The following is a 24,261-nucleotide window of genomic DNA, read 5'->3' on the forward strand; positions in this document are numbered from 1 at the left end:
TATCAGATTGGCACCGCGAGCCATGCGCCCGCCCCCTCCTCCACCACTCCATGGCCTGCCAGAAAATTGAGGAGAAATTCAGTCAACGCTAAAATACGCCAAAGGTTATAGAGTCGATTCCTCATGGACTGACTCGCGTCCATTGGCCGTGCAGAGCTAGAGCGGGATTTGCCCCGCTCCCTCTGTTTTTTTCCTTCCTTGCGGCCCCTGCTTGCGTTGCCCAAAATCATCCAAGCAGCTGACAAAATCCAAGGCCGAGACCGATTCCAGGCGACAGTCGGACACACCTTCCGCGCCCAATCCCCCCGCCGGATGCCGCCCGCTCCCTTGCTCCCTTACTTCGCCGGGCGGCCCCCATTGCCGCCAGGCTCTCGATTGATTCATGTCTCCCCCCTTTTTTTCCCGCAACCTGAAGCACCTGCCGCTCGCGGGAATGCTCGTGATCGTCTTGACCCTCTGCGTCGGGCTGGGTGGCTACTTCACCTGGCAATACGCCCGGACCTTTCGCGACAACCTTAACCAACTCCACCAAGCCACACAGGCCCAGCACCAGGCCCAGCTCAAGACCCAGGCTGACGCGGCCCGAACCGATCTCAACCACACCCGCGCCCTGGCCGAAGCCCGACTGCGGCTGCGGCTGCAGCAGGAAGTGGAAGAAGGAGTCTCCATTGCTGCCGCCCTTTACCAACAGGCACAACAGCGCGACAGTGCCGCCACCCGTCGCCTGATCGCCGATGCCCTGCGCCCGGTCCGTTTCTTTGCCGGACGCGGCTATTTCTTTATCTATAGCGAAGACGGGCAGGCCATCCTGGCACCCGGGGAACCTACAACTGAAGGCCACTCCGTGGCCGGCGTGCACGATGACACCGGCCAATCCATCCTGGCCAGTCTTCGCCAGGCCGTGGCCAACCCGGAAGGCGCGGGGTTCGTCACCTACCGCTGGCATGCACCGGGCGAACGGGAACTGCGCCACAAGATTTCCTACGTGCGGCGCTTCGCCCCCTATGGCTGGCTGATCGGTGCCGGAGATTTTGTCGATGCGGTGGAAATGGAAATGCAGCAGGAGGCCCTGGCGCGCCTGCGCACTTTTCCGGTACTGAAAAACGGTGAACTGCTCGTGATGAGCCGGAGCGGCCGGCTGCTGTTGGCTCAGGGCCTTCCCGCCCTGGAAGGACTGGCAAGCCAGGATATGCCGTCGCCGGAACTTCAGGCCGCTACCGCCCAATTACGTGATGCGGCGGCCAATGGCGGCGGCTTCGTCTCTCACGCCTGGGTCAAACCCGGCACCCAGGTGGAGGAGGATGGTCCGCCCCCACCCCTGACGCCGCACCTGGCCTATGTCACGCCGCCGGATGCCTGGGGCTGGTCCTTGGTCAGCGGTATCGAGCAGAGCGTGATCGATGCCGCCGAAACCGAGCAGCGCGCCGACCTGGAAGGGCAACTGGCCCGCCAGGGCAGTGCCATCGTTCTGGTCCTGTTGGTGACGGTGACGGTGACCATGCTCTTCGCCATTTTCTACGCTCGCTGGCTGGAAACCCTGCTGCGCCGCTACCGCCAGGACAGCATCGAGCACACCGAGGCCCTAGAGGCCAACGCCCAGGATCTACGCCTGGCAGCACGGGTCTTCGAAAGCGGCAATGAGGCCCTGATCGTTACCGATCACACCAACGCCATCGTCGCGGTCAACGCTGCCTTCACCCAGATCACCGGCTATAGCGCCGCCGAGGTTCTGGGCCACAATCCCCGCCTGCTGTCCTCGGGCTACCACGATGCCGAGTTCTACCGGCAGATGTGGGAATCGATCACGACGACCGGGACCTGGAGCGGCGAGATCTGGAATCGGCGCAAGGATGGCAGCCTGTATCCGGAATGGCTGCACATTTCCACCCTGTTCGACGAACATGGCCAGGCCACCCACCGGGTTGCCGCCTTCTCCGATGTCTCCGAGCGCAAGGCTGCGGAGGCACGGGTACGCTACCTGTCCGAGTACGACTCGGTGACCAGCCTGCCCAACCGCCTGCTACTCGAAGAACGTACCAACGAGGCGATGATCGCCGCCCGACGCAACCACAGCGGGCTGACCCTGTGCATCCTCGACCTGGACCGTTTCAAGACAATCAACGATTCCCTCGGCCACGGCGTCGGCAACCGGGTGTTGCACACGGTAGGCGAGCGCCTGGTCGAAGCGGCAGGCGAAAACGCCACAGTCAGCCGGCTGGGCGGAGACGAATTTGCCGTGATTTTCCCTGGAACCGCCGAGGAAGCCTGCGCCGCGGCAGCCGCCACCTCACTGATGAACAGCCTGAGCCAACCGCTGGTCGTGGACGGCCACATCCTGGCCATCAACTGCAGCGTCGGCGTCGCCCTGTTCCCCGGGGACGGAGGCGATTTCGACACGCTGCTGCGTAACGCGGACTCGGCGGTGAACCACGCCAAGGAAACCGGGCGCAACCGTATGCAGTTTTACCGGGAAGAGATGAACGCCCGGGCCCTGGAGCGGCTCTCGCTCGAGCAAGCGTTGCGCCGCGCCCTGGAAGCCCAGGAACTGACCCTCTTCTACCAGGGGCAGTTCGACCTGGCGACAGGCCGTCTGCTCGGCGCCGAGGCCTTGCTGCGCTGGCAGCATCCGGAACTCGGACTGGTGCCGCCCGATCGTTTCATTCCGATTGCCGAAGATACCGGACTGATCCTGTCCATCGGCCGCTGGGTCTTGGTCGAGGCTTGCCGCCGGGCTGCCTCGTGGCAGCGCCCCGGACAAGCGCCGGTAACGGTGGCCGTCAATATCTCGGCCCGCCAGTTCCACCATGGCGATCTGGTGGCCGAGGTTGAACACGCCCTGGCCCAATCAGGATTGCCCGCCGCCCAGCTCGAACTGGAAGTCACCGAGAGCGTGCTGATGGGTGGCATCCAGCCGGTGATCGACACCCTGGACCAACTCAAGGCCATGGGGGTACGCCTGGCTCTCGACGATTTCGGGACGGGCTATTCCAGCCTGGCTTACTTGAAACGCTTCCCTCTCGACGTCCTCAAGGTAGACCGCTCCTTCATCCGGGCCCTGCCCCAGGATCAGGACGACGCGGCGATCGTGGCTGCCATCCTGGGCATGGCCGGCCACCTGGGCCTCGCCACCGTTGCCGAAGGGGTTGAAGACGAAGCACAACGCGCCCATCTGCTGGCCCAGGGCTGCCAGGTGGCCCAGGGCTACCTGTTTGCCCGCCCCCTCCCAGCCGAGGAATTCGAAGCCCGCCTGGGCGAAGCCACTCTGACCCCAGCCTCCTGAGGCATCTCCCTGGCTTGCTTGCCTGCTGCGCGCGCCAGAGCCACCTGCGTTGCGCCTTCATGGCAGCAGCAAGACGGGGCATATCCATAGTTCTGTTGCCACCGCCCCTACGTCCCCACAAACGTCGGGACGAAAAAAAACCGGCCCGATGGGCCGGTTTTTCTGACTGCTACGCCGAGATTACTTCTTGTCGGCGGGAGCAGCTTCAGCCGGCTTGGCAGCGTCAGCAGCCGGAGCAGCGCCTTCGGCGGGCTTGGCAGCGTCAGCGGCGGGAGCGGCAGCAGGAGCTTCGGCAGCGGGAGCGGCGGGAGCAGCAGCAGGAGCTTCAGCAGCGGGAGCCGGGGCCGGAGCGGGTTCTTCCTTCTTGCCGCAAGCGGAGACGGCCAGAGCAACGAGAGCAGCAACCAGGAGAGACTGTTTCATTTGTTAATTCCCTTTATGGAGGAGAGAAAGGTACAGATCCGAAATTATTCAGAGGCCGACCGGGGGGGATCGACCAGCCTATGATTGTAGCACCTTTTTAAAAAAAGGTAGGAAGGGCAACCTTTAATCTTCATTCTCCTTGCATGATCATGAAATAACCCGCCAAGCCAGGCTAGAGGCCTAACGGATAGATCACTGCCAGCCCCCACCGGCATTCCACGACTCCGTAAAGCGTTGCCGATAAGGCAACCGAAATAGCGGTTGTGCGGGGATATCTCGCCCCACCGGCTGACCCGGGTGAAACCGTGCTCCCCACCCCCAGCTTACCGTCCAGGATCAAGGGGGTGCGAAACGGTAAACACTAGTTTGGCAGATGGCGCACCGCCATCCGTGGCACAAACACTTTCCCCACTGCGGCAGACGCAGATAACAAGACACCTAAGGAGCATCTTTGGCCAGAGCGATGAGCAGGACAGCTCCGGCGAGAAATCCCATCCAGTCCCCAGACAGGGCCTGGCTTGGCCTGGGAGCTCGAGGGCAAAGGGCGTCAAACCAGAGCCGAGTAGCAGCCCCCCCCTCGGAATGCCGTTTCCCGGCACGCCTTGGAACAGGAGCCCCCATTGCGCCCTTCTCATTCGCCCATGATGTAAAGACCCCGGCAGCTATGTGCGCGCGCAGGCGGTTTGCCGCCACCAGACACAAACCAAGCGCGATGTTTATCGACTGCTCCCGCAGACAGGCATTGAAAAAAGCCCAGTGAGCGCTAAAATCTCGCGTTTTTTCAGGGGGCTACCCTCATGTCGCAACCCTCCCCCGCCCTCGTCGACACCAACCTCGACGCCACCCTTGAAACCCCGCCTGCACCGCCAGTCCGCCCTGCCCGCGCTCCACGCATAGCCCAGGTCGAATCTCTGGATCACGAAGGCAAGGGAGTGGCCCACGTCGAAGGCAAGACCATCTTCATCGACGGCGCCCTGCCCGGCGAAGTGGTGGAATATTCCAGTTACCGCAAGAAGCCGGCCTTCGAGATCGCCCAGGCAACCCGCATCATCAAGGCCGCTTCGTCTCGGGTTGTGCCGCGCTGCCCCCATTTCGGCGTATGCGGCGGTTGCGCCCTGCAGCATGCCGATCCAAGTGCGCAAGTGGCGGCCAAACAGCGGGTGCTGGAAGATAATCTGGCCCACATCGGCAACGTCAAGCCGGAAGAAATTTACTCCCCGCTGCAGGGCAGCCCCTGGGGCTACCGCCACCGGGCCCGGCTGAGCGCCCGACTGGTACCCAAAAAAGGCGGCATGTTGGTGGGCTTCCACGAGAAGAAGAGCAGCTACATCGCCGACATGAGCGAATGCCACGTGCTGCCCAAGCGGGTCTCCGATCTGCTCCTGCCACTGCGCGAACTGATCGGCGCCCTGTCGATCAGCGACCGCATGCCCCAGGTGGAAGTAGCCGTGGGTGAACGCTGTCTGGCCCTGGTGTTGCGGGTGCTGGAACCGATCAACGGCGCCGACGAGGAACTGCTGCGCCGCTTCGCCGACAGCCACGGCGTCGTCTTCTACCTGCAGCCGAAGGGACCGGACACGGTGACCCGTTTCTATCCCCTGGATGCCCCCCCACTTACCTACACCCTGCCCGAATTCGGCATCGAGATGAATTTCTCGCCCACCGAATTCACCCAGGTGAACTACCCGATCAACCGGGTACTGGTGCGCAAGGCGTTGCGCCTGCTTGACCCGCAGCCGGGCGAGCGCATCGCCGACATGTTCTGTGGACTGGGCAATTTCACCCTGCCCATCGCCCGTTCCGGCGCCAAGGTATTCGGTGTGGAAGGCAGCGAAGCCCTGGTCAAGCGCGCCTTCGAGAACGCCCAGGCCAACGGCCTGGCCAGCCAGGTGGATTACGGCGTGGCCAACCTGTTCCTGGGTACGCCGGAGATCGTGGCGGGCTGGGGGCACTTCGACAAGATGCTGATCGACCCGCCCCGGGAAGGCGCCATCGAACTGGTGAAATCCCTGGGCCCGGACAGCCCCAAGCGCATCGTGTACGTCTCGTGCAACCCAGCCACCCTGGCCCGGGACGCTGCCGTGCTGGTTCACCAGCAGGGCTACGTGCTGCGCGGCGCGGGCATCGCCAACATGTTCCCTCACACAGCCCACGTGGAGTCCATCGCCTTGTTCGAGCGGGAGTAGTAAACGCTCCCTCGCTTGACCGGCAAAGGCCGATAACGAAGAAGGCGCCCCGAGGGGCGCCTTCTTTCATGAAGCATCCGGTGCAGACAAGCGCGTCAGTCGCGTTCGCCGGCGAAGGCCATCAGCAGGTTCAGCAGGTTGACGAAGATGTTGTAGATATCCAGGTACACCGCCAGGGTGGCGGTGATGTAGTTGTCTTCGCCGCCGTCGATGATGCGCTTGATGTCGTAGAGCAGGTAGGCGGAGAAGAGCATCACGGCCACGGCGGAGATGGTCAGGGCCAGCGCCGGGATCTGGAAGAAGATGTTGGCCAGGGAGGCCACCAGCAGCACGATCACTCCGATGAACAGGAACTTGCCCAGGTAGGACAGATCGGTCTTGATCACCGTGGCCAGGAACGACATGGCAAAGAAGGCGCCCGCGGTGCCGGCCGCAGCCATGAAGATCAGGGAGCCGCCGTTGGAAAAGCCCAGGGCGAAGGACAGGATGCGTGACAGCATCAGCCCCATGAAGAAGGTGAAGCCGAGCAGCAGGGCCACGCCCATGCTGCTGTGCTTGGTCTTCTCAATGCCCCACATGAAGCCGAAGGCAATACCGAGGAAGAGCAGGAAGCTCACCATCGGGCTGCCGGCAAAGAAGGAAAATCCCATCTTGATACCGACCAGGGCACCGATGGCGGTGGGAATCATGGACAGGGCGAGCAACAGGTAGGTATTCCGCAGCACTCGGTTTTGCTGGACAGAACGTTCCTGAGAAGCACTGCCGGTGGACATTTGGAACTGCGGTTGCATGGCGCTACCTCCAGATAGAGAGAATTGCGTTTATTTTGAGTGGAAAAGCGGCAATCCAGTTGCCGTTGTTATGTAGCGGTTTGTCACGTTGCGTGATCCCCCGCGGTACTGCGAAGCAAGGTGGCCATATGCTATCATCCGCCCGCTTTGTCGCAGCCGAGTTGAATGAAACGGCATTCGCCAACCAAAAGCGGGAACGGGTCAATTACATACGCCGCCCTTACACCGTACAGATTTTGGAGGCTTGGGTGAGTGGTTTAAACCAGCAGTCTTGAAAACTGCCGATGGGCAACCATCCGTGAGTTCGAATCTCACAGCCTCCGCCAAACACACCATAACGGCCCTTCATGGGCCGTTATTTTTAGGGTACCCGATCGGACCGAATCACCTCAGGCGATCCAGTCAGACCAGGGTCAGGCTTGAGTTTAACGAAACCACTCCCTTAGTGCGTAACACCAGGTAACACCCCAAAGGGTGACAAAAGGGATTACTCGGGCCGAACCGCGTCAGCCCAACAATTCGGGGTTTCGTACAAGCGCACGCGCTGCAGGCGCAAATGATTGCCGTAGGTATCTCGATAAACCTCGTCGAGAAGTTGGAAGGCGCGCTGGGCCAGATTTTCCGCGGTCGGCACACAAGGCATCAGCACCGTTTTGTGGTCCGGCATACTGCGCAGAAAGCTAACCAGTGGCTCGTCCCGCTCAAAAACCAGGAAGGCATGATCCCAGCGGTCCACGATATGTTCCTTGGCCAACGCCTTGACTTCGGCAAAGTCCATCACCATGCCGTTGGCAGCATCACCATCGAGTTGAATCACCTCTCCGGACAGAGTGATTTCCAGCGCATAGCGATGCCCGTGCAGATGGCGGCACTGGCTTTTATGATCGGGAATGCGATGGCCGGCATCGAATTCCAGGCGGCGGGTGATCTGCATTGAAGACAACGGGAAAGCCCGGGGGATGGCGAGGCGGGGCAGCGAGTATATCATTGCCTCCACCCCCTCCTTGCCTGCCCTGCTGCCATGCTCACCCCGACCGACCACAACCGCGACATCGCCGGACTCACCTATGTCTACCCAGTGATCTCGCGCCGTGCCCGGGGGGTTTCGCTGGGAATCAACCTCAACACCAACAACGCCTGCAACTGGGCGTGCGTCTACTGCCAAGTCCCTAATCTGACCCGGGGCGGCCCACCGCCTGTCGACCTGGCGCTGCTTGAAACGGAACTGCGCGCCTTCCTTGCCCAGGTTGTGCACGGTGACTTCATGGCTCGGCAGGTTCCCGCAGACGCCCGACGCCTTTCCGACGTTGCCTTTTCGGGCAACGGGGAGCCAACCAGTAGCCCGGAGTTCGAAGCTGCGGTAGAACTGGTCATAGGCGTGCTCAATGAGTTGCACATTCGCGCCGCGGATGGAACCCCTTTGCCGATTCGGCTCATTACCAACGGCAGCCTGTTGCATCGCGAATCGGCCCGCCGTGGCATCGCCCGCATTGGCGAACATGGCGGGGAAGTGTGGTTCAAGGTGGACCGTGCCACGTCCGAGGGAATCGCTGAGGTCAATCGCGTCAACCTCAACCCCGAACACATGCGCCTGAATCTGTTGCGTAGCGCCGACCTGGCGCCCACCTGGATTCAGACCTGCTTATTCGGCCGGGATGGGAAAGACCCGGACGAAACGGAGCTGCAGGCCTATCTGAACTTTGTCGCCTCGGTGCAAACCCGCATACAGGGCGTGCATCTCTACGGAATCGCCCGGCAAGTCATGCAGCCAGGTGCCGAACACTTGTGGCGGCTCCCCGAACAGACCCTGGAAGCCGTGGCCAAACGCCTCAAAGAAAAAGGGCTCAAGGTTACGATCAACCCTTGAGCCCTTCCGTCCCGGGAACTCCCGGGCACATTCACTGCTAACCGCTTACGCCGCTTTCTTGACCTTGGCCTTGGCGGCCTTCTTCAGGTTCTTGTACAGATCCGGCTCAAAACAGCGCAGGTAATCGATCACTTCAATATCTTCGCGCTTGACGCGTTGGATATCCACCTGCTCCACATGCACCAGTCGCAGAAGCTCCTTGACGGGTTTAGGCATGTTGCGGCCGCTCTCATAGCGGGAGCCACCGCTCTGGGTAACACCGATCTTGGACCAGAACTGCTGCTGATTCAGACCCAGCTTGCGACGAATTTCACGGGGATCGAAGTTCTCGATCGCTTTGACATTGCTCATGATAAAAGCCTCTCTAAACACTGTTCTCAAGTCCGCAGCTTGTGGCTGCACTTCTACCCCCTGCTCTGCTTGTCCTATTCCGAACAGGCTATGACTTAAGTTATAGGTGAAGTATAACCCGATTTCATAAACTTGCAAGTAGCATTAATACCTAGTTCCCACTGTGGGCCTGGGATTGCCGCCACAAATATCCCTGCCATCAGCAGGGAAAAGCCTAAACGCACCACTCCCCCACCCACTGCCAACCCGTTTGCAGGTTGGGTTACAATCCCAGGTTTTTCACATACCTATTGGATAGTCGATGGCGCTGATAGTTCAGAAATATGGCGGCACGTCGGTTGGTACGACGGAACGCATCAGGAACGTGGCCAAGCGGGTGGCCAAGTTCAAAGCCATGGGGCACGATCTTGTGATCGTGGTTTCCGCCATGAGCGGCGAAACGAACCGCCTGATCGGCCTGACCAAGGAAATCTCGGCCACCCCCACTCCGCGTGAGTTGGATGTGGTCATTTCCACTGGCGAACAGGTGACCATCGGCCTGCTGTCCATGGCCCTCGAAGCCGAAGGCATCCCGGCCCGCAGCTATACCGGCGGCCAAGTACGCATCCTTACCGACAACACCCACACCAAAGCGCGCATCCTCGCCATTGACGAGGAAAACATGCGCCGCGATCTGAACGCCGGCCGCGTGGTCGTGGTCGCCGGTTTCCAGGGCGTAGACGAAGACGGCAACATCACCACTCTGGGTCGCGGCGGCTCCGATACCACCGGCGTGGCTCTGGCTGCCGCCCTACGTGCCGACGAATGCCAGATCTACACCGACGTGGATGGCGTCTATACGACCGACCCGCGCATCGTCCCCGAAGCTCGCAAGCTTGACCGCATCACGTTCGAAGAGATGCTGGAAATGGCTTCGCTAGGCTCCAAAGTCCTGCAGATCCGCTCGGTCGAATTCGCCGGCAAGTACAAAGTCAAATTGCGCGTGCTGTCCAGCTTCGAAGAAGTGGGACAAAGCGAGGGCACGCTGATTACCGTTGAGGAAGACAGCAATATGGAACAACCGATCATCTCCGGCATCGCCTTCAACCGCGACGAAGCCAAGCTCACCGTCCTCGGCGTGCCCGATCGCCCCGGTATCGCCTACCAGATTCTGGGCCCCATCGCCGATGCCAACATCGACGTGGACATGATCATCCAGAACGTCGGCCGCGACGGCACCACCGACTTTTCCTTCACCGTCAATCGCAGTGAATTCGAAAAGGCCAAGGCAGTTCTGGAAGGCGTCAAGACCCACATCAACGCCCGCGAAATCGTCGGCGACAACAAGATCTGCAAAGTCTCCGCCGTCGGCGTCGGTATGCGTTCCCACCCGGGCGTGGCCTCCCAGATGTTCCGCACCCTGGCTGAGGAAGGCATCAACATCCAGATGATTTCCACGTCGGAGATCAAGATTTCCGTCGTCGTCGATGAAAAGTACCTGGAACTGGCCGTACGCATCCTGCACCGTACTTTCGGCCTGGACCAGGCAGCCTAAGGGCTGCGTAAGCACGCAGTATGTTTGACCGGGAGCGGGTAAGACGCTATTATCCGCCCCTCGCAAAGACGAGAGCCGAAAGCTCCCGTCTTGGAGACGTGGCCGAGAGGTCGAAGGCACTCCCCTGCTAAGGGAGCATACCGGCAAAACCGGTATCGAGGGTTCGAATCCCTCCGTCTCCGCCAAGCGTTTTTTGAACAAAATGTTAAAAAACACTTGGCAAAATCGGAAACGGTACATATAATTTCGTTTCTCAAGTGCGCGCCCGTAGCTCAGTTGGATAGAGTACTTGGCTACGAACCAAGGGGTCGGGCGTTCGAATCGCTCCGGGCGCGCCAGTAATACGAAAAAACGCTGCTTTCGCAAGAAAGCGGCGTTTTTTCATTTCTAGCCCCTATTTCCCTATATTTCACCTTGTCACGCCAGACCGGCGACAGGATCCGGGCGATTCGATTAAAATCCCCAAAAAACTCAGGGAAATATCTTATGGACACGCTGACCCTCATCCGCGACTTCATCCACGAGAAGGCTGGTACGCCGCTGGAACAAATCACGACCGAAGCCGTGCTTCAGGAAATCGGCGTCGACTCCCTGATGCTGCTTGACCTGATGTTCGACTTCGAGGATCACCACGGCATCAAACTCCCCACCGATACCCCCAATCCCAAGACCGTGGGTGAGCTTGTCGAGATTTTCGACAAGTTTGCGACCACCGAGCCCAGCGCCGGCGCCTGACCGATGGGCCAGCGACGCGTTGCCGTCACCGGACTGGGTATCGTTTCCCCTTTCGGCACCGACCTGGAAGACTATTTCGCCCGCCTTTGCCGGGGTGAGTCTGCCATCCGTTTCTACAGCACCGACATTCCCCGCCCCCTGGCGCTGCCTGCCGTCCATTGCGATAGCTTTGACGGCGGCGCCCAACTGGGACGGGGTCTGGCCCATACCATGGACCGCTGCTCCCAGCTGGGCGCGACGGCTGCCTTTGCCGCCTGGCGGGACGCCGGCTTTGCCGACGACGGTGCCACCACCTTGCCCCATCGCAACGGCGGTGTGGCCTGGGGCACAGCCCTGGGCGGAACGCTGACCTTCGAGCAAGGCTACCGGGATCTCTACATGCTCGGCCGGGAGCGGGTCTCGCCCCTGTCCGTGGTGCTCGGCATGAACAATGCCGCCGCCTCGCACATTTCCATTCAGCGTAAGCTGCCGGGTCCCTGCCACACCTACACCATTGCCTGCGCTTCGGCAGCGGTGGCCATCGGCGAGGCCTTTCATCGCATCCGTCGCGGCGAATCCGACCTGATGATCACCGGCGGCTCGGACTGCCCCCTTGGCTACGGCGTCGTCCGGGCCTGGGAAGCCCTGCGAGTGGTCGCGCCGGGGGACGAAGCCAGTTCCTATCGCGCCTGCCGCCCCTTCAGCGTGGACCGGACCGGTCTGGTGCTGGGCGAGGGTGCCGCCGCCCTGATCCTGGAAGACTGGGATCACGCCCAGGCCCGCAGGGCACGCATCTATGCCGAAATGGTCGGCTACGGCACCACCAGCGATCACAGCCACCTGGTCAAGCCGGAAGCCGAAGGCCAAGTGCGCGCCATCCATGCAGCCCTGGCGGACGGGAACCTGGACCCCGCCCACATCGGCTACATCAACGCTCACGGCACGGCCACCCGGGAAGGGGACCCGACGGAAATCGCCGCCCTGCGCACCGTGTTTGGCGCACACGCCGAACATCTGCCGGTGAGCGCCACCAAGTCGATGCACGGTCACCTGATGGGGGCTACCGGCGCGGTTGAAGCGCTGGTCACCACCATGGCTCTGGCCCGGGGAACGATCCCCCCTACCGCCCATCTGGACACCATCGACCCAGAGTGCAGCGGGGTGCGCCACGTCACCACCGGTAGCGGAGCACTCCCGGCACCGGAGGCGGCGCTCTCCAACTCCTTCGCCTTCGGCGGTACCAATGCGGTACTCGCTTTCCGCCGCGCCTCATAAGCCCGGCGGAACCGCGCCTGCCTCGGCGTCGCCGGGCAGGCACGGTAAAATCTCTCCCTCCCTGCCCGGCAAGCTCTCGGGTGGCTTTCCTCATAAAAACAACGACAACCTCACAACGCTGGTACTCACGGTCATGTCTGAAAACGCAGCTAGCAACGCTCAACCCAACGATCCCGTCCTGCAACAGGAGGTTGCCGAACTGATCGTCTCCGCCCTCAATCTGGACGTTGCACCGGCCGATATCGCACCGGGCGACTCCCTCTACGGCGAAGGCCTCGGCCTCGACTCGATCGACATCCTGGAAGTGGCTCTGGTGGTTTCCAAGCGCTACGGTTTCCAGTTGCGCGCCGACAACGAAGACAACGTGCGCATCTTCAGCTCCTTGGACAGCCTGACCCGGCATATCGCCAGCCACCGCACCAAGTGATGCCTGCCCTGGCTCGCCTGGCCCGGACGAGCCGCTGGGTGTTCCTGGCGGTGGCGGGCATCAGCTATCCGCTCCTGGCTCACTACACCACGGCTCACCAAGCTGCGGACTCCCTTACTGGAGCAGGTCCTGATGCCCCGCTGACCATGCTTGGGGCCCTGTTGGCCATCACGCCCGCCACCTTGATTGCCCTAGCCTTGGCCTGGCGCTCGTCACGGCGGCTGCTCTGGCTGCCCGCCTTAGGGGGCGCCCTTGGGCTGCTCGCCTGGCACTGGCAACTTCTCGAAACCCATTTCAGCTGGCTGTACCTGTTCGACCACGCCGCCAGCAACGCCATGCTCGGCGTCGTCTTCGGCCGCACCCTGCGGGCCGGACAAACGCCCCTGTGCACCACTTTCGCCGCCATGGTTCACGACCACATGCCCGACGAACTGGTCCGCTACAGCCGCCAGGTGACCGTGGCCTGGACCCTGTTCTTTGCCGCCACGGCCACCCTCTCCCTGCTGCTGTTTGCCTTTACCTCCCGGGAGGTCTGGTCGATTTTTGCCAACCTGCTCTCCTTGCCCCTGCTGGTGGCCATGTTCGTCGTCGAATACGCCGTGCGGCTAGTCAAGATGCCTTGGATGCGCGGTGAGACCAGTATCCTCGATGCCGTACGGGCCTATGTCCGCAGTTCCCGACAAGGTGCCACGGCAGCACCGTCGCTTCCGCCGCGTCCCTGAGCCCCCTCGCCGCCACCATGGATCACTCGCCCCTCGTCATCCACCCGTCCCCCGCCGACACCCTCGCTTACCGTGAAACCGGGACGGGCCAGGTGCGCCCTGTAGCGGTACGGGAATTTCTTGCCGACATCACCCGGGTCGCCGCGACCATGCCTGCCGGCGGCTACGTGCTCAACACCTGCGCCGACCGCTACCGCTTTGCCGTGACCCTGGCGGCAGCCATTGTCAGCGACCGGATCAGCCTGTTGCCCTCGACCCACACCGCAGAGATGGTGCGCCGCATGCGCGACTTCGCCCCGGACGTGTTCTGCGTCACCGATCAGGCCGATAGCAGCATCGACCTGCCGACCTGCCGCTACCCCGAGGCAAAGGTGACCGATGCCCCGGCCGAACTGCCCGACCTGCCGGTGCCGCAGATTCCCGACGGACGCAAGGTCGCCTATGTGTTCACCTCCGGCTCCACTGGCGCTCCAGTGCCCCACGCCAAGCATTGGGGCAACCTGGTGCGCAATGCTCAGGCGGAAGCCCGACAGCTGGGCCTGGACGCCGCCACCGGCGCACCGCGCCATGCCATCGTCGGCACCGTGCCCCCCCAGCACATGTTCGGTTTCGAATCCACCGTGCTGCTCGCCCTGCAATCCGGTGCCGCCCTGCACGGCGGCCGGCCCTTCTACCCCGCGGATATCAGCGCCGCCCTGGCGGCGGTACCTCGCCCCCGCATCCTGGTCACCACCCCCTTCCACCTGCGCTCCCTGCTGGCGGAAGAACAGGTGGTGCCACCCGCCGATCTGCTGCTGTCGGCCACAGCTCCCCTTTCCGAACAATTGGCGCGCCAGGCGGAAGAATGCTTTTGCGCCCCTCTGATGGAAATCTACGGCAGTACCGAGACCGGCCAGATCGCTACCCGGCGCACCACTGCCGGCGCCGCCTGGAAAACCTTCCCCGGAGTGCGCATCCACACCGAGCCCGCCGACGCGCCGGAAGAACCGCCACGCTTCTTCGCCGCCGGCCTGCACCTCGACCAGCCGGTGCCCCTGGGCGACATCCTCGACCTGCGCGACGCCGAGAACTTTTTGCTGCTCGGGCGCAGCGCCGACCTGATCAACATCGCCGGCAAGCGCACCTCCCTGGCCTATCTCAACCACCAGCTGACGGCCATCACCGGCGTGGCAGACGGCGCCTTCCTCATGCCCGATGAAGAGGCTGCCGACGGCGTCACCCGGCTAACCGCCTTCGTCGTCGCCCCGGGACTGAGCGCCGCCACCATCATCCAGGCCCTGCGCGAACGAATTGATCCTGTGTTCCTGCCCCGCCCCCTGGTCTTTGTCGATGCCCTGCCGCGCAACGCCACCGGCAAACTGCCCCGGGAGGCCCTGAAGACCCTCAAGGCCCTGCAGAGCGGCAGTCACGCCCCCACCAAGATCGCCCGGGAGAAGGCATGAGCCCCGTACTGCCCCTGCGCATCAGCCCCCGCCACCCGGCCTTGGCCGGGCACTTTCCCGGCAACCCGATCGTCCCCGGGGTGGTACTGCTCGACGAGGCGATCCATGCCCTGGCCGTCCAGGCCGGACTGGCGACGGCGGGTCTGCAACTGGGGGCAGTCAAGTTCCTGGCCCCGGTTCGCCTCCCGGCCGCAGGCCCCGATGCCGAACTGGCACTGACCTGGAGCGGCAGCATCGCCCCAGGTGGCAATCTGCGTTTCGAGCTGACCGCCGCCGACGGCACCAAAATCGCCAGCGCCACCCTCACCTGGCCGGGAACGGCCGACGCGAGCCCATGAGCGCCCCCTCCTTGCCACCATCGTCCCGGCAAGCCTGGGCGACCCGTCCAGAGCGCAGCAACATGTTCTGGCTACGGGTGATGACCTGGATTTCGCTGCGCCTCGGCCGTCCGGCAGGGCGCCTGGTGCTGCACCTGATCGCTGCCTATTTCCTCGCTTTCGCCCCCACCGCCCGGCGCGCCTCCCGGGATTACCTGCGCCGGGCCCTGGACCGCACCCCGGGATTGGCCGACCTGTACCGCCACTTCTTTGCCTTCGCCACCACCATCCACGACCGGGTTTACCTGATCAACGATCGTTTCGACCTGTTCGATCTCGACATCGACGGTGAAAAGCTCATCGACGAAGCCAGCCGGGGCGGTCGCGGCGCCTTCCTGATGGGCGGCCACCTAGGCAGCTTCGAGGCGATCCGCGCCCTGGGACGCCGCCACCCCCGGCTTACCATCGCCACCCTGATGTACGAGGAGAATGCGCGCAAGATCAACGCCATGCTCACGGCCATCAATCCGCGCGTGCGACACAACGTAATCCCCTTGGGCAAGCTCGACTCCATGCTCAAGGTGCGGGAGAGCCTCGACCAGGGCATGATCGTCGGCATCCTCGCCGACCGCTCCCTGGAAGCAGGCCCAGGCCTGGCCCTGCCCTTTCTCGGCGGCACCGCCACGTTCCCCCTCGGCCCTTTCCGTATGGCTGCCATGCTGCGCCGGCCGGTGATCTTCATGGCCGGGCTCTATGCCGGCGGCAACCGTTACCATATCCACTTCGAGACCCTGGCCGACTTCTCCGCCACCGCCGCCGGCGAGCGTGACGCCGCGGTGCGGGAAGCGGTACGCCGCTACGCCACCTGCCTGGAAGCCCAGTGCCGGCGCCACCCGTACAACTGGTTCAACTTCTTCGATTTCTGGCAGGCCGAAGGCCCCCCGTCCGGGGCACCAGCCGCATCCTGACCCGCCAATCCATGCCAATGCCCATGACTCCTTTTCGGCTTGAACGCCTGGCACGCACCGCCCTGTTCGCCGCTCTGCTGGCCCTTCCCTCCGGAGCCGCCCTGGCGGCGGACTTCGACCTGGGCCAGTTGATGCAGACCCTGGCGCAAAACCGGGGCAACCGTGCCGTATTCGTCGAAAAGAAATACCTGGCGGTACTCGACAAACCGGTGGAATCCTCCGGCGAACTGCTCTACGTCGCCCCGGGCCGCCTGGAAAAGCGCACCCTGAAACCCCGCCCCGAGTCCGTGGTCCTGGATGGCGGCATCCTCACCGTCGAGCGCGGCAAGCAACGGCACCAACTGGTGCTGCAGGATTACCCAGAGGTGTCCGCTTTCGTCGAAAGCATCCGCGGCACCCTGGCCGGGGACCGCAAGGCCCTGGAGCGGGTCTACGGGTTGCACCTGGAAGGCTCGCTGGAGCGTTGGACCCTCTACCTGCTGCCTAACGACCCGAAGATGGCGGCCCTGGTGTCGCGCATCCGTATCGCCGGTACCAAGGGCGAGGTGCGCAGCGTGGAAATCCTCCAGGCCGACGGCGACCGCTCGGTCATGGCCATCGACAAGGCCGGCGCCCCATGAGCCGCGCCCTCTTGCGCCCCCGTATCACCGCCCTGGTGCTGTGGCTGGTATTCGTCGCCAGCTGCCTGGCGGTGGTGGCGCGCAGCCACTTCACGGCCGACCTGACCGCTTTTCTGCCGAAGACGCCGACAGCGGAGCAGCAGCTGCTGGTGGATCAGCTCAAGGATGGGGTGGTGTCCCGCCTCATCCTGGTCGGCATCGAAGGCGGCGACGCCGCTACCCGGGCCACCCTGTCCAAGGCCCTGGGCGCCAGCCTGCGCCAGGACAAGCAGTTCTCCGCGGTAGCCAACGGCGAATCGGTCGGCCTGGAGCGGGACCGGGAACTGCTTTTCGCCCACCGCTACGCCCTCTCCCCGGCAGTGACGCCGGAACGCTTCAGCGAAGCCGGGCTGCATGACGCCATCGCCGAGAGCATCGACCTGCTCGCCTCCCCTGCCGGGCTGCTGCTGAAGTCCCTGCTGACCCGGGACCCCACCGGCGAGATCGTCCAGCTGCTCGGCCAGCTCGATTCTGGCCAGCGCCCGCCCTCCAGCCACGGCGTGTGGGCCTCGCGCAACGGTGACCGGGCCCTGCTGGTAGTGCAGACCAACGCTGCCGGTGCCGACACCGACGCCCAGGAAACCGCCATCACCACCCTGCGTCAGGCCTTCTCCGCCGCCCAGGAACAGGTCGGTACCGCCACCGCCCGGGACGCCCGGGTGGTGATGACCGGTCCCGGCGTGTTCTCCGTATCGTCCCGCGCCACCATCAAGGAAGAAGTGGCCCGCCTGTCCCTGATCAGCACCGGCCTGATCGCCACCTTGCTGCTGCTCATCTACCGTTCCCTGCCCGCCCTGGTGCTGGGTTTGCTGCCGGTGGCCTCCGCCGCCCTGGCCGGGGTGGCGGCGGTGAGTCTCGGCTTTGGCCTGGTGCACGGCATTACCCTCGGCTTCGGCACCACCCTGATCGGCGAGGCCGTCGATTACGCCATCTACCTGTTCGTCCAGTCCGAAAACCGCAACCAGGGCAACACGGCGGACAGCTCCGGCGCCGACACCGGTTGGGTGAAGGCGTTCTGGCCCACCATCCGCTTGGGAGTGCTGACCTCAGTATGCGGCTTCGCCGCCCTGCTCTTTTCCGGCTTCCCCGGCCTGGCTCAATTGGGCCTGTACTCCATCGCCGGCCTCCTCGCCGCCGCCCTGATCACCCGCTACGTGCTGCCCTACCTGCTGCCGCGCAACTTCCGCATCCGCGACGTCACCCCCCTGGGCCTGCGCCTAGCGGGGTTGATCGCCTTTGCCCCACGCCTGCGCTGGCCCCTGATCCTGCTGAGCGTGGCGGCCCTGGCGGTGATCACCCAGCACCACGACCGCCTGTGGAGCCGCGAACTGGGGGTGTTGTCGCCGGTAGCGGCAGCGGACCAGCAGCTCGACACCGAACTGCGCGCCGACCTGGGGGCCCCGGATGTGCGCTACTTGGTGGTGGTGTCGGCCAGCGACAGCGAAGCCGCGCTGCAACAGGCCGAACGGGTCGGCCGCCGCCTCGACGCGCTGGTGGAGGAAGGCGAATTGGCCGGCTACGAAAGCCCGGCCCGCTACCTGCCCAGCACCGCCACCCAGGCCCGCCGCCTGGCCAGCCTGCCCGAGGCCGATGAACTGCGCCGCCGCCTGGCCGTTGCCGTGGCCGACCAGCCATTGCGGGCCGAGCGCCTGGCGCCCTTCATCGCCGACGTCGAAGCCGCCCGCCGCCAGCCGCCCCTGGCCCTGGCCGATCTGGAGGGATCCTCCCTTGCCCTGGCGGTGGACTCCATGCTGGTGCGCCATCAGGAAGCCGGCCAGCCCGACCGGGTCACCGCCCTGCTGCCGCTCAAGGCGCCACGCAGCGGCCCCCACGCCAACGCGGTGGACGTAGCACGGATCAAGGCCGCCCTGGCCGAGGAGCAGACCGCATCGCCCCAGGCCGCGATCCTGCTGGTGGACATGAAGGGGGAAATGGAAAACCTCTACGCCAGCTACCTGCACGAGGCGATTCTGCTTTCCCTGGCCGGGGTCGGCGTGATCGTCGCCCTGCTGACCGCCACCCTGCGCTCAGCCCGCCGGGTCGGCCAGATCCTGGCCCCCCTGTTTGGCGCCGTAGTCACCGTCACGGCGGGGCTCCTGCTGGCCGGCCAGCAGCTGACCATCCTGCACCTCATCGGCCTGCTGCTGATCGTCGCGGTAGGCTCCAACTACGCCCTTTTCTTCAACCAGGGGGCTCTGGCACCGCGCACTCTGGCCTCGATCTTTCTCGCCAACCTGACCACCGTGGCCGGTTTCGGCGTCCTCGGGCTGTCCAGCGTGCCGATCCTCATCGCCATCGGCGCCACGGTCGGCCCCGGGGTAGTGCTGGCGTTGCTCTTCTCGGCAATCCTGGCCCAGCGCCGCCCAGCCTGATCATGGACGTGGTCTTCGATCGCCATGTACCGGAGAGCGGTCAGGGTGCCGATACCCTGGTCGTGCTGCTGCCCGGGGCCTATGGGACCCCGGCCGATTTCATCCGCGAAGGCTTCGTCGCCGCGGTGCGGCAGCGCAGCCTGGCCCTCGATGTGGCGCTCGCCGATGCCCACCTGGGCCTCTATGGCGACGGCTCGGTGTTCGCCCAGATTCACGACGGACTGATCCAGCCTGCCCGGCAGCGGGGTTACCGCACCATCTGGCTAGCCGGCATTTCCCTCGGCGGCCTGGCCAGTCTGACCTACGCCAGCCGCCACCAGGGCAATGGGGCCCCCGACGGGGTAATGGTGCTGGCCCCCTACCTGGGCAACCGGGCGATCACCGGTGCCATTGCCGCTGCCGGCGGCCTGGCGAACTGGACGCCCCCCGCCCTGACTCCCGCCGACGTGGGCTACGAGGAATGCCAGGCCTGGTCCTGGCTGCGGACCCGCCAAAGCATGGCCACACCACTGCCGGTGCATCTCGGCTACGGCGACGCGGATCGTTTCATCGCCGGCCAGCGCCTGATGGCCGGGGTCCTGCCGGCAGACGACGTGGTCACCCTGCCCGGCGGCCACGACTGGCCAACCTGGCGCACCCTGTGGCATGCCATGCTCGACCGCTTCGACTTGACCGCTCCGCCCCACAACGCGGCGCCGTGCCTGGATACCCCCCGGCCATGAGCACCGTCTTCGCCGCAACGCCAAGCCCCCGGCGCCGCCCCTGGCGCCCCACGCCCCTGGTCTGGCTGACCCTGGCCATCCACCTCGGGCTGCTGCTGGCCGTGCCTTTGGGGCTGAGTTGGGATTTCTGGCGCTGGGGCCTGGCCTTGTTCGTCGCCAACCATGCCGTGCTCAGCGTCACCGGCTTGTGGCCGCGCAGCACCTGGCTGGGCCCCAACCATCGGCGTCTGCCCGCCGCAGCCGCGGCCCGGGGGGAAGTCGCCCTGACCATCGACGACGGCCCCGATCCGGCCGTCACCCCCCGGGTCCTCGACCTGCTCGACCGCTACCAGGCCAAGGCTACCTTCTTTTGCATTGGCACCCGGGCCGCAGCCCACCCGGACCTGGTGCGCGCCATCGTCGCCCGGGGGCACCAGGTGGAAAACCACAGCCAGGGCCACCCGCTGCATTTCGCCACCCTGGGTATGGGTGGCTTCGCCCGGGAAATCGGTGCCGCCCAGAATACGCTGGCGCACCTCACCGGCCGCCCCCCCCGGTTCTTCCGAGCCCCCGCCGGGTTGCGCAACCCCTTCCTCGACCCGGTCCTGGCCCGCCTCGGCCTGGAACTGACCGCCTGGACCCGGCGCGGCTTCGACACCCGCTGCGGCGATGCCGCCACCGTGCTGGCCCGTCTCACTCGCGGTCTAGCGGCCGGCGACATCCTGCTGGTGCACGACAGCAATGTGGCCCTCGACCGACAGGGCGAGCCCGTGGTCCTGGCCGTGCTCCCTGCCCTGCTCGACGCCATCCGCGCCCGAGGCCTGACCCCGGTGACGCTCGACCAGGCCTTCCCTTCTTCCTCCGCCTGACTGCCGCCCATGCGCGACACCTTCATCCGCTCCCTGATCGACATCGCCACCCGTCCCTACCTGGCTGCCGGTACCTTTGCCTGGCGCTTTGCCCGCGGCAAGCTAGGTGGCGACCCGGCGTTTACCGCCCTGCTGCGCGACAAACTGCTACCGCATCACCCCGATGGACTGCGCCTGCTCGATTTGGGCTGCGGCCAGGGCCTGCTCTGCGCCTGGCTGCACAGCGCCCAGCAACGCCATAGCCGGGGTGAGTGGCCGAGCGGCTGGGGACCGGCCCCGCGCCTGACGTCCTACACTGGCGTCGAACTGATGCCTCGGGACATCGCCCGGGCCCGGGCCGCCCTGGCCGAGCACGGCAGCACGGCCACCCTCACCCAGGGCGACATGTGCACCACCCCCTTCCCTGTCTCCGACGCGGTGGTCATCCTCGACGTGCTGCATTACGTGGACTACGCCGCCCAGGACGAGGTACTGCACCGGGTCCGGGACTGCCTCTCCCCGCAGGGCACCTTGCTGTTACGGGTAGGCGATGCGGAAGGCGGTTGGCGCTTTCGCGTGAGCAACTGGGTGGACCACGCCGTAACCTTCGTGCGCGGTCATCGTCTCTCCCGGCTGTACTGCCGTCCGCTGCGGGCCTGGATCGCCGCCCTGGAGAAACTCGGCTTCGTCGTCACCCCCATTCCCATGAGTCAAGGCACGCCTTTCGCCAACGTGCTGCTCAAGGCGCAGCGATCGCCTGGATAGCCCTTCGCCACTGACGCCGCAAAGCCACAGGCCGATTATTCATCTTTGATAAAATCCCGTACGCGGCGGGCCTGCCCGCCGCTTCCGCCACCCCGCCAGCCGCCCTTCTGATTGCTTGACGCCGTGACTCCCCTGCTTCTGTCCCACTACACCGCCACCAGTTGCCTGGGCGCCGGCCTGGACGCCACCCTGGATGCTTTGCACGCCGGGCGTAGCGGTCTGGTCCCCTGCACCTTCGAGACCGTCGACCTGCCTACCGCCATCGGCGAAGTAGCCGGGGTGGATGACGAACGCCTACCGGCCGGCCTGGCCGAATGGGATTGCCGCAACAACCGCCTGGCCCAGCGCGGCCTCATGCAGGACGGCTTCGCCGAAGCCGTGCGAAGCGCCATCACGCGCTACGGCCGGCAACGGGTCGGTGTCTTTCTCGGCACCAGCACCGCCGGCATCCTGCAAACCGAGCAAGCCTACCGGCGCCGCGACCCGGCCAGCGGCAAGCTGCCTGGCGATTTCATCTATCGCACCACCCACAACACTTACTCGGTGGCCGGCTTCGTGCGCGCCTGGTTCGACCTGATCGGACCGGCGGTGGCGGTGTCCTCGGCCTGTTCGTCGAGCGCCAAGGTGTTCGCCTCGGCGCGACGCATGATCGAAGCCGGGTTGATCGATGCGGCCATCGTCGGCGGCGTTGACTCCCTGTGCCTCACCACCCTGTACGGCTTCAATTCCCTGGAACTGCTCTCGCCCCGCCCCGCGCGCCCCTACGACGCCGACCGGGAAGGCATTTCAATCGGCGAGGCCGCCGCCTTTGCCCTGCTCGAACGGGCTCCCGCCCAGCCGGCGGCGGACGATGTGCTGTTGGTCGGTATCGGCGAATCGAGCGACGCCTACCACATGTCCTCGCCCCACCCGGAAGGCCTGGGCGCAAAGATGGCCATGGAACAGGCCCTGGCCGGCGCAGGCCTGGCCCCGGACGGGATCGACTACATCAACCTGCACGGCACCGCCACACCGAGCAACGATGCCGCCGAAGGCAAGGCGGTGGCCGCCCTGTTCGGCGACCGGGTACCGGCCAGCTCGACCAAGGGCCACACCGGCCACACCCTGGGGGCCGCCGGCGGTCTGGAAGCGGTGATCGCCGCCCTGGCCCTGACCCACGGCTTCATGCCCGGGGGCGTGAACACCACCACGCCGGACCCGGCGATTCCCATCGACTACCTGCTCGCCAACCGCAATGGCCCGGTAACCCGGGTGCTCTCCAATTCCTTCGGCTTCGGCGGCACCAACTGCAGCCTGGTCTTTGCCCGGGGAGACGCCCGATGAGCGCACCCATGACCCTTTCCGCCTACCTGGACGGCATCGGCCTGCTCGGCCCGGGCCTGACCCACTGGCCAAGCGCCCAGCCGATCCTGGCCGGCAGCGCCCCTTACGCCCCCACCCCCACCGTACTGCCGGCCCCGGCCATGTTGCCCCCGGCGGAGCGGCGCCGTACTGGCAAGAGCGTCAAGCTGGTACTGGCCATCGGCCACGCGGCCCTGGCCGCCGCCGGCCGCGATCCGGCCGCCATGGCCACGGTGTTCGCCGCGTCGGGGGGGGACGGCGACAACTGCCACGCCCTGTGCGAGGTGCTCGCCTCCGACGACCGCACCGTCTCGCCGACCCGCTTCCACAACTCGGTGCACAACGCCCCGGCCGGCTACTGGGGCATCGCCACCGGCGCCATGGCCACCTCCGACGTGGTCTGCGCCTACGACGCGAGCTTTGCCGCCGGCCTGCTCGAAGCCCTGACCCACGTGGCCGTGGACGGTGAAGCCAGCACCCTGATCGCCTACGATGCGCCCTACCCGGAGCCCCTGCAGAGCGCCCGACCGATCGCCGACAGCTTCGGCGTCGCCCTGGTGCTCGCACCCCGGCCCGGTCCGGCCACGATGGCCAGACTCAGCGTCAGCCTGACCGACGAACCCCCGAGCCCCACAGCCTTTTCCGGCCTGGAGGCCCTGCGCACCAGCGTTCCCGCGGCACGCAGCCTGCCCCTGCTGGAACTCCTTGCCCGACTCGGCGCTCCGCAAGGTGCCGGGCGGGTGGTGATCGACTATCTGGCCCCCACTCACCTGGCGGTGACGGTGGAGCCCCTGGACGGCAGCACCTCATGCTGAACCGGGACGACATCGCCGCACGCATTCCCCATCAGGGCGACATGTGCCTGCTGGCCCGGATCGCGTCCTGGGACGGGGAGTCGATCCACGCCACCGCCACCAGCCACCGGGACCCGGCTAACCCTCTACGCGCTCACGGGCGCCTGGGCGCCGCCACCGGCATCGAGTACGCCGCCCAGGCCATGGCCATGCACGGCGCCCTGCTGGCCGACGCCGGCGGTCACGCCGAGCGACCCCGGGCCGGCTACCTGACCAGCGTGCGGGGCGTCGAGCTGCACGCGGCGCGTCTCGACGACCTGGCCGACGACCTGGAGATCCGCGCCGAGCGTCTCTCCGGTGACGATAACCACGTCCTCTACGCCTTTTCCGTCACCGCCGGCGCCTCCCTGCTGCTGAGCGGCCGAGCCGCCGTGGTGCTCGACAGCGCCGCCCTGCCCTCCTCCTGATCGTGATCGGAACAACG

At 65.2% G+C, this 24,261-nt stretch carries 23 protein-coding genes and 3 tRNA genes; 22 read left to right on the forward strand and 4 right to left on the reverse strand.

The annotated features are described in order from the left end of the window. Nucleotides 1-382: 382 nt before the first annotated feature. Complete coding sequence (locus OTERR_RS10365) at nt 383-3,280, forward strand: bifunctional diguanylate cyclase/phosphodiesterase (protein WP_149425701.1); 2,898 nt, start codon at nt 383-385, stop codon at nt 3,278-3,280. A gap of 180 nt (nt 3,281-3,460) precedes the next feature. Here the strand turns inward: OTERR_RS10365 and OTERR_RS10370 are convergent, their stop codons facing one another. Next, nucleotides 3,461-3,703: a hypothetical protein gene (locus tag OTERR_RS10370; RefSeq protein WP_082396630.1), complete on the reverse strand. Its 243-nt coding sequence runs from the start codon at nt 3,701-3,703 to the stop codon at nt 3,461-3,463. A gap of 797 nt (nt 3,704-4,500) precedes the next feature. Between OTERR_RS10370 and rlmD the strand changes: the two genes are divergently transcribed. After that, nucleotides 4,501-5,889, forward strand: a complete 1,389-nt coding sequence (rlmD, locus tag OTERR_RS10375) for a 23S rRNA (uracil(1939)-C(5))-methyltransferase RlmD (RefSeq protein WP_149425702.1) — start codon at nt 4,501-4,503, stop codon at nt 5,887-5,889. A gap of 95 nt (nt 5,890-5,984) precedes the next feature. Here the strand turns inward: rlmD and OTERR_RS10380 are convergent, their stop codons facing one another. Next, entirely contained in the window at nt 5,985-6,614 is a 630-nt protein-coding gene (locus OTERR_RS10380; RefSeq protein WP_246154126.1) for a Bax inhibitor-1 family protein, read from the reverse strand. Between the two features lie 304 nt (nt 6,615-6,918). Here OTERR_RS10380 and OTERR_RS10385 point away from each other — a divergent pair. Then, nucleotides 6,919-7,006, forward strand: a tRNA-Ser gene (locus tag OTERR_RS10385). 161 nt (nt 7,007-7,167) lie between these two features. Here the strand turns inward: OTERR_RS10385 and queD are convergent. Then, nucleotides 7,168-7,614, reverse strand: coding sequence for a 6-carboxytetrahydropterin synthase QueD (gene queD, locus OTERR_RS10390; RefSeq protein WP_054620418.1), 447 nt, complete (start codon nt 7,612-7,614; stop codon nt 7,168-7,170). 87 nt (nt 7,615-7,701) lie between these two features. Between queD and OTERR_RS10395 the strand changes: the two genes are divergently transcribed. Beyond that, on the forward strand, nt 7,702-8,547 hold the full coding sequence (locus tag OTERR_RS10395; RefSeq protein ID WP_149425703.1) for a radical SAM protein: 846 nt from the start codon (nt 7,702-7,704) through the stop codon (nt 8,545-8,547). Between the two features lie 45 nt (nt 8,548-8,592). Here the strand turns inward: OTERR_RS10395 and OTERR_RS10400 are convergent, their stop codons facing one another. Continuing rightward, complete coding sequence (locus OTERR_RS10400; RefSeq protein WP_054620416.1) at nt 8,593-8,898, reverse strand: helix-turn-helix domain-containing protein; 306 nt, start codon at nt 8,896-8,898, stop codon at nt 8,593-8,595. A 301-nt stretch (nt 8,899-9,199) separates the two neighbouring features. On the opposite strand from OTERR_RS10400, the gene OTERR_RS10405 reads away from it, so the two are divergent. The 18 genes from OTERR_RS10405 (at nt 9,200) to OTERR_RS10485 (ending at nt 24,244) form a co-directional block, all read left to right on the forward strand. Continuing rightward, the gene (locus OTERR_RS10405; protein ID WP_054620415.1) at nt 9,200-10,432 is read left to right on the forward strand and encodes an aspartate kinase; all 1,233 of its coding nucleotides are present in this window, start codon (nt 9,200-9,202) and stop codon (nt 10,430-10,432) included. A gap of 92 nt (nt 10,433-10,524) precedes the next feature. Further along, nucleotides 10,525-10,617: transfer RNA gene (locus OTERR_RS10410), tRNA-Ser, on the forward strand. A 76-nt stretch (nt 10,618-10,693) separates the two neighbouring features. Further along, nucleotides 10,694-10,770, forward strand: a tRNA-Arg gene (locus OTERR_RS10415). A gap of 148 nt (nt 10,771-10,918) precedes the next feature. Next, nucleotides 10,919-11,167: an acyl carrier protein gene (locus OTERR_RS10420; RefSeq protein ID WP_054620414.1), complete on the forward strand. Its 249-nt coding sequence runs from the start codon at nt 10,919-10,921 to the stop codon at nt 11,165-11,167. 3 nt (nt 11,168-11,170) lie between these two features. After that, nucleotides 11,171-12,421, forward strand: a complete 1,251-nt coding sequence (locus tag OTERR_RS10425; protein WP_149425704.1) for a beta-ketoacyl-[acyl-carrier-protein] synthase family protein — start codon at nt 11,171-11,173, stop codon at nt 12,419-12,421. A 133-nt stretch (nt 12,422-12,554) separates the two neighbouring features. Further along, on the forward strand, nt 12,555-12,848 hold the full coding sequence (locus tag OTERR_RS10430; protein ID WP_149425705.1) for a phosphopantetheine-binding protein: 294 nt from the start codon (nt 12,555-12,557) through the stop codon (nt 12,846-12,848). Continuing rightward, the gene (locus OTERR_RS10435; protein ID WP_246154129.1) at nt 12,848-13,570 is read left to right on the forward strand and encodes a COG4648 family protein; all 723 of its coding nucleotides are present in this window, start codon (nt 12,848-12,850) and stop codon (nt 13,568-13,570) included. The genes OTERR_RS10430 and OTERR_RS10435 overlap by 1 nt, the downstream gene beginning before the upstream one ends. A 17-nt stretch (nt 13,571-13,587) precedes the next feature. Continuing rightward, nucleotides 13,588-15,012 (forward strand): AMP-binding protein, encoded by a 1,425-nt coding sequence (locus OTERR_RS10440; protein ID WP_223115927.1) that lies wholly within the window; start codon nt 13,588-13,590, stop codon nt 15,010-15,012. Beyond that, nucleotides 15,009-15,350 carry an ApeI family dehydratase gene (locus tag OTERR_RS16170; protein WP_223115929.1) on the forward strand — a complete coding sequence of 114 codons (342 nt, stop codon included), beginning with the start codon at nt 15,009-15,011 and terminating at the stop codon, nt 15,348-15,350. The genes OTERR_RS10440 and OTERR_RS16170 overlap by 4 nt, the downstream gene beginning before the upstream one ends. Continuing rightward, a complete protein-coding gene (locus OTERR_RS10445; protein WP_054620408.1) occupies nt 15,347-16,297 on the forward strand; it encodes a lysophospholipid acyltransferase family protein in 951 nt (316 codons plus the stop codon). Before OTERR_RS16170 ends, OTERR_RS10445 begins: the two co-directional genes overlap by 4 nt. A gap of 23 nt (nt 16,298-16,320) precedes the next feature. Then, on the forward strand, nt 16,321-16,917 hold the full coding sequence (locus OTERR_RS10450; protein WP_223115930.1) for a LolA-related protein: 597 nt from the start codon (nt 16,321-16,323) through the stop codon (nt 16,915-16,917). Then, nucleotides 16,914-19,328, forward strand: a complete 2,415-nt coding sequence (locus tag OTERR_RS10455) for an MMPL family transporter (RefSeq protein ID WP_149425708.1) — start codon at nt 16,914-16,916, stop codon at nt 19,326-19,328. The genes OTERR_RS10450 and OTERR_RS10455 overlap by 4 nt, the downstream gene beginning before the upstream one ends. A 2-nt stretch (nt 19,329-19,330) precedes the next feature. After that, nucleotides 19,331-20,050 (forward strand): alpha/beta hydrolase, encoded by a 720-nt coding sequence (locus OTERR_RS10460; protein WP_149425709.1) that lies wholly within the window; start codon nt 19,331-19,333, stop codon nt 20,048-20,050. Beyond that, entirely contained in the window at nt 20,047-20,898 is an 852-nt protein-coding gene (locus OTERR_RS10465; protein WP_149425710.1) for a polysaccharide deacetylase family protein, read from the forward strand. The genes OTERR_RS10460 and OTERR_RS10465 overlap by 4 nt, the downstream gene beginning before the upstream one ends. Before the next feature lie 9 nt (nt 20,899-20,907). Further along, complete coding sequence (locus OTERR_RS10470; protein ID WP_149425711.1) at nt 20,908-21,642, forward strand: class I SAM-dependent methyltransferase; 735 nt, start codon at nt 20,908-20,910, stop codon at nt 21,640-21,642. A gap of 123 nt (nt 21,643-21,765) precedes the next feature. Then, nucleotides 21,766-22,965 (forward strand): beta-ketoacyl-[acyl-carrier-protein] synthase family protein, encoded by a 1,200-nt coding sequence (locus OTERR_RS10475; protein WP_149425712.1) that lies wholly within the window; start codon nt 21,766-21,768, stop codon nt 22,963-22,965. An 8-nt stretch (nt 22,966-22,973) separates the two neighbouring features. Further along, nucleotides 22,974-23,798, forward strand: a complete 825-nt coding sequence (locus OTERR_RS10480; RefSeq protein WP_149425713.1) for a beta-ketoacyl synthase chain length factor — start codon at nt 22,974-22,976, stop codon at nt 23,796-23,798. After that, complete coding sequence (locus tag OTERR_RS10485; protein ID WP_054620402.1) at nt 23,792-24,244, forward strand: hotdog family protein; 453 nt, start codon at nt 23,792-23,794, stop codon at nt 24,242-24,244. Before OTERR_RS10480 ends, OTERR_RS10485 begins: the two co-directional genes overlap by 7 nt. Nucleotides 24,245-24,261: the final 17 nt, after the last annotated feature.

Source organism: Oryzomicrobium terrae, from assembly GCF_008274805.1.
Classification (GTDB): Bacteria; Pseudomonadota; Gammaproteobacteria; order Burkholderiales; family Rhodocyclaceae; genus Oryzomicrobium; species Oryzomicrobium terrae.

What these genes read in the sequence shown, in the direction of transcription:
- OTERR_RS10365 (WP_149425701.1), top strand. Translation starts at nt 383, where the DNA reads ATGTCTCCCCCCTTTTTTTCCCGCAACCTGAAGCACCTGCCGCTCGCG.
- OTERR_RS10370 (WP_082396630.1), bottom strand. Translation starts at nt 3,703, where the DNA reads ATGAAACAGTCTCTCCTGGTTGCTGCTCTCGTTGCTCTGGCCGTCTCC.
- rlmD (WP_149425702.1), top strand. Translation starts at nt 4,501, where the DNA reads ATGTCGCAACCCTCCCCCGCCCTCGTCGACACCAACCTCGACGCCACC.
- queD (WP_054620418.1), bottom strand. Translation starts at nt 7,614, where the DNA reads ATGCAGATCACCCGCCGCCTGGAATTCGATGCCGGCCATCGCATTCCC.
- OTERR_RS10395 (WP_149425703.1), top strand. Translation starts at nt 7,702, where the DNA reads ATGCTCACCCCGACCGACCACAACCGCGACATCGCCGGACTCACCTAT.
- OTERR_RS10400 (WP_054620416.1), bottom strand. Translation starts at nt 8,898, where the DNA reads ATGAGCAATGTCAAAGCGATCGAGAACTTCGATCCCCGTGAAATTCGT.
- OTERR_RS10405 (WP_054620415.1), top strand. Translation starts at nt 9,200, where the DNA reads ATGGCGCTGATAGTTCAGAAATATGGCGGCACGTCGGTTGGTACGACG.
- OTERR_RS10420 (WP_054620414.1), top strand. Translation starts at nt 10,919, where the DNA reads ATGGACACGCTGACCCTCATCCGCGACTTCATCCACGAGAAGGCTGGT.
- OTERR_RS10425 (WP_149425704.1), top strand. Translation starts at nt 11,171, where the DNA reads ATGGGCCAGCGACGCGTTGCCGTCACCGGACTGGGTATCGTTTCCCCT.
- OTERR_RS10430 (WP_149425705.1), top strand. Translation starts at nt 12,555, where the DNA reads ATGTCTGAAAACGCAGCTAGCAACGCTCAACCCAACGATCCCGTCCTG.
- OTERR_RS10435 (WP_246154129.1), top strand. Translation starts at nt 12,848, where the DNA reads ATGCCTGCCCTGGCTCGCCTGGCCCGGACGAGCCGCTGGGTGTTCCTG.
- OTERR_RS10440 (WP_223115927.1), top strand. Translation starts at nt 13,588, where the DNA reads ATGGATCACTCGCCCCTCGTCATCCACCCGTCCCCCGCCGACACCCTC.
- OTERR_RS16170 (WP_223115929.1), top strand. Translation starts at nt 15,009, where the DNA reads ATGAGCCCCGTACTGCCCCTGCGCATCAGCCCCCGCCACCCGGCCTTG.
- OTERR_RS10445 (WP_054620408.1), top strand. Translation starts at nt 15,347, where the DNA reads ATGAGCGCCCCCTCCTTGCCACCATCGTCCCGGCAAGCCTGGGCGACC.
- OTERR_RS10450 (WP_223115930.1), top strand. Translation starts at nt 16,321, where the DNA reads ATGACTCCTTTTCGGCTTGAACGCCTGGCACGCACCGCCCTGTTCGCC.
- OTERR_RS10455 (WP_149425708.1), top strand. Translation starts at nt 16,914, where the DNA reads ATGAGCCGCGCCCTCTTGCGCCCCCGTATCACCGCCCTGGTGCTGTGG.
- OTERR_RS10460 (WP_149425709.1), top strand. Translation starts at nt 19,331, where the DNA reads ATGGACGTGGTCTTCGATCGCCATGTACCGGAGAGCGGTCAGGGTGCC.
- OTERR_RS10465 (WP_149425710.1), top strand. Translation starts at nt 20,047, where the DNA reads ATGAGCACCGTCTTCGCCGCAACGCCAAGCCCCCGGCGCCGCCCCTGG.
- OTERR_RS10470 (WP_149425711.1), top strand. Translation starts at nt 20,908, where the DNA reads ATGCGCGACACCTTCATCCGCTCCCTGATCGACATCGCCACCCGTCCC.
- OTERR_RS10480 (WP_149425713.1), top strand. Translation starts at nt 22,974, where the DNA reads ATGACCCTTTCCGCCTACCTGGACGGCATCGGCCTGCTCGGCCCGGGC.
- OTERR_RS10485 (WP_054620402.1), top strand. Translation starts at nt 23,792, where the DNA reads ATGCTGAACCGGGACGACATCGCCGCACGCATTCCCCATCAGGGCGAC.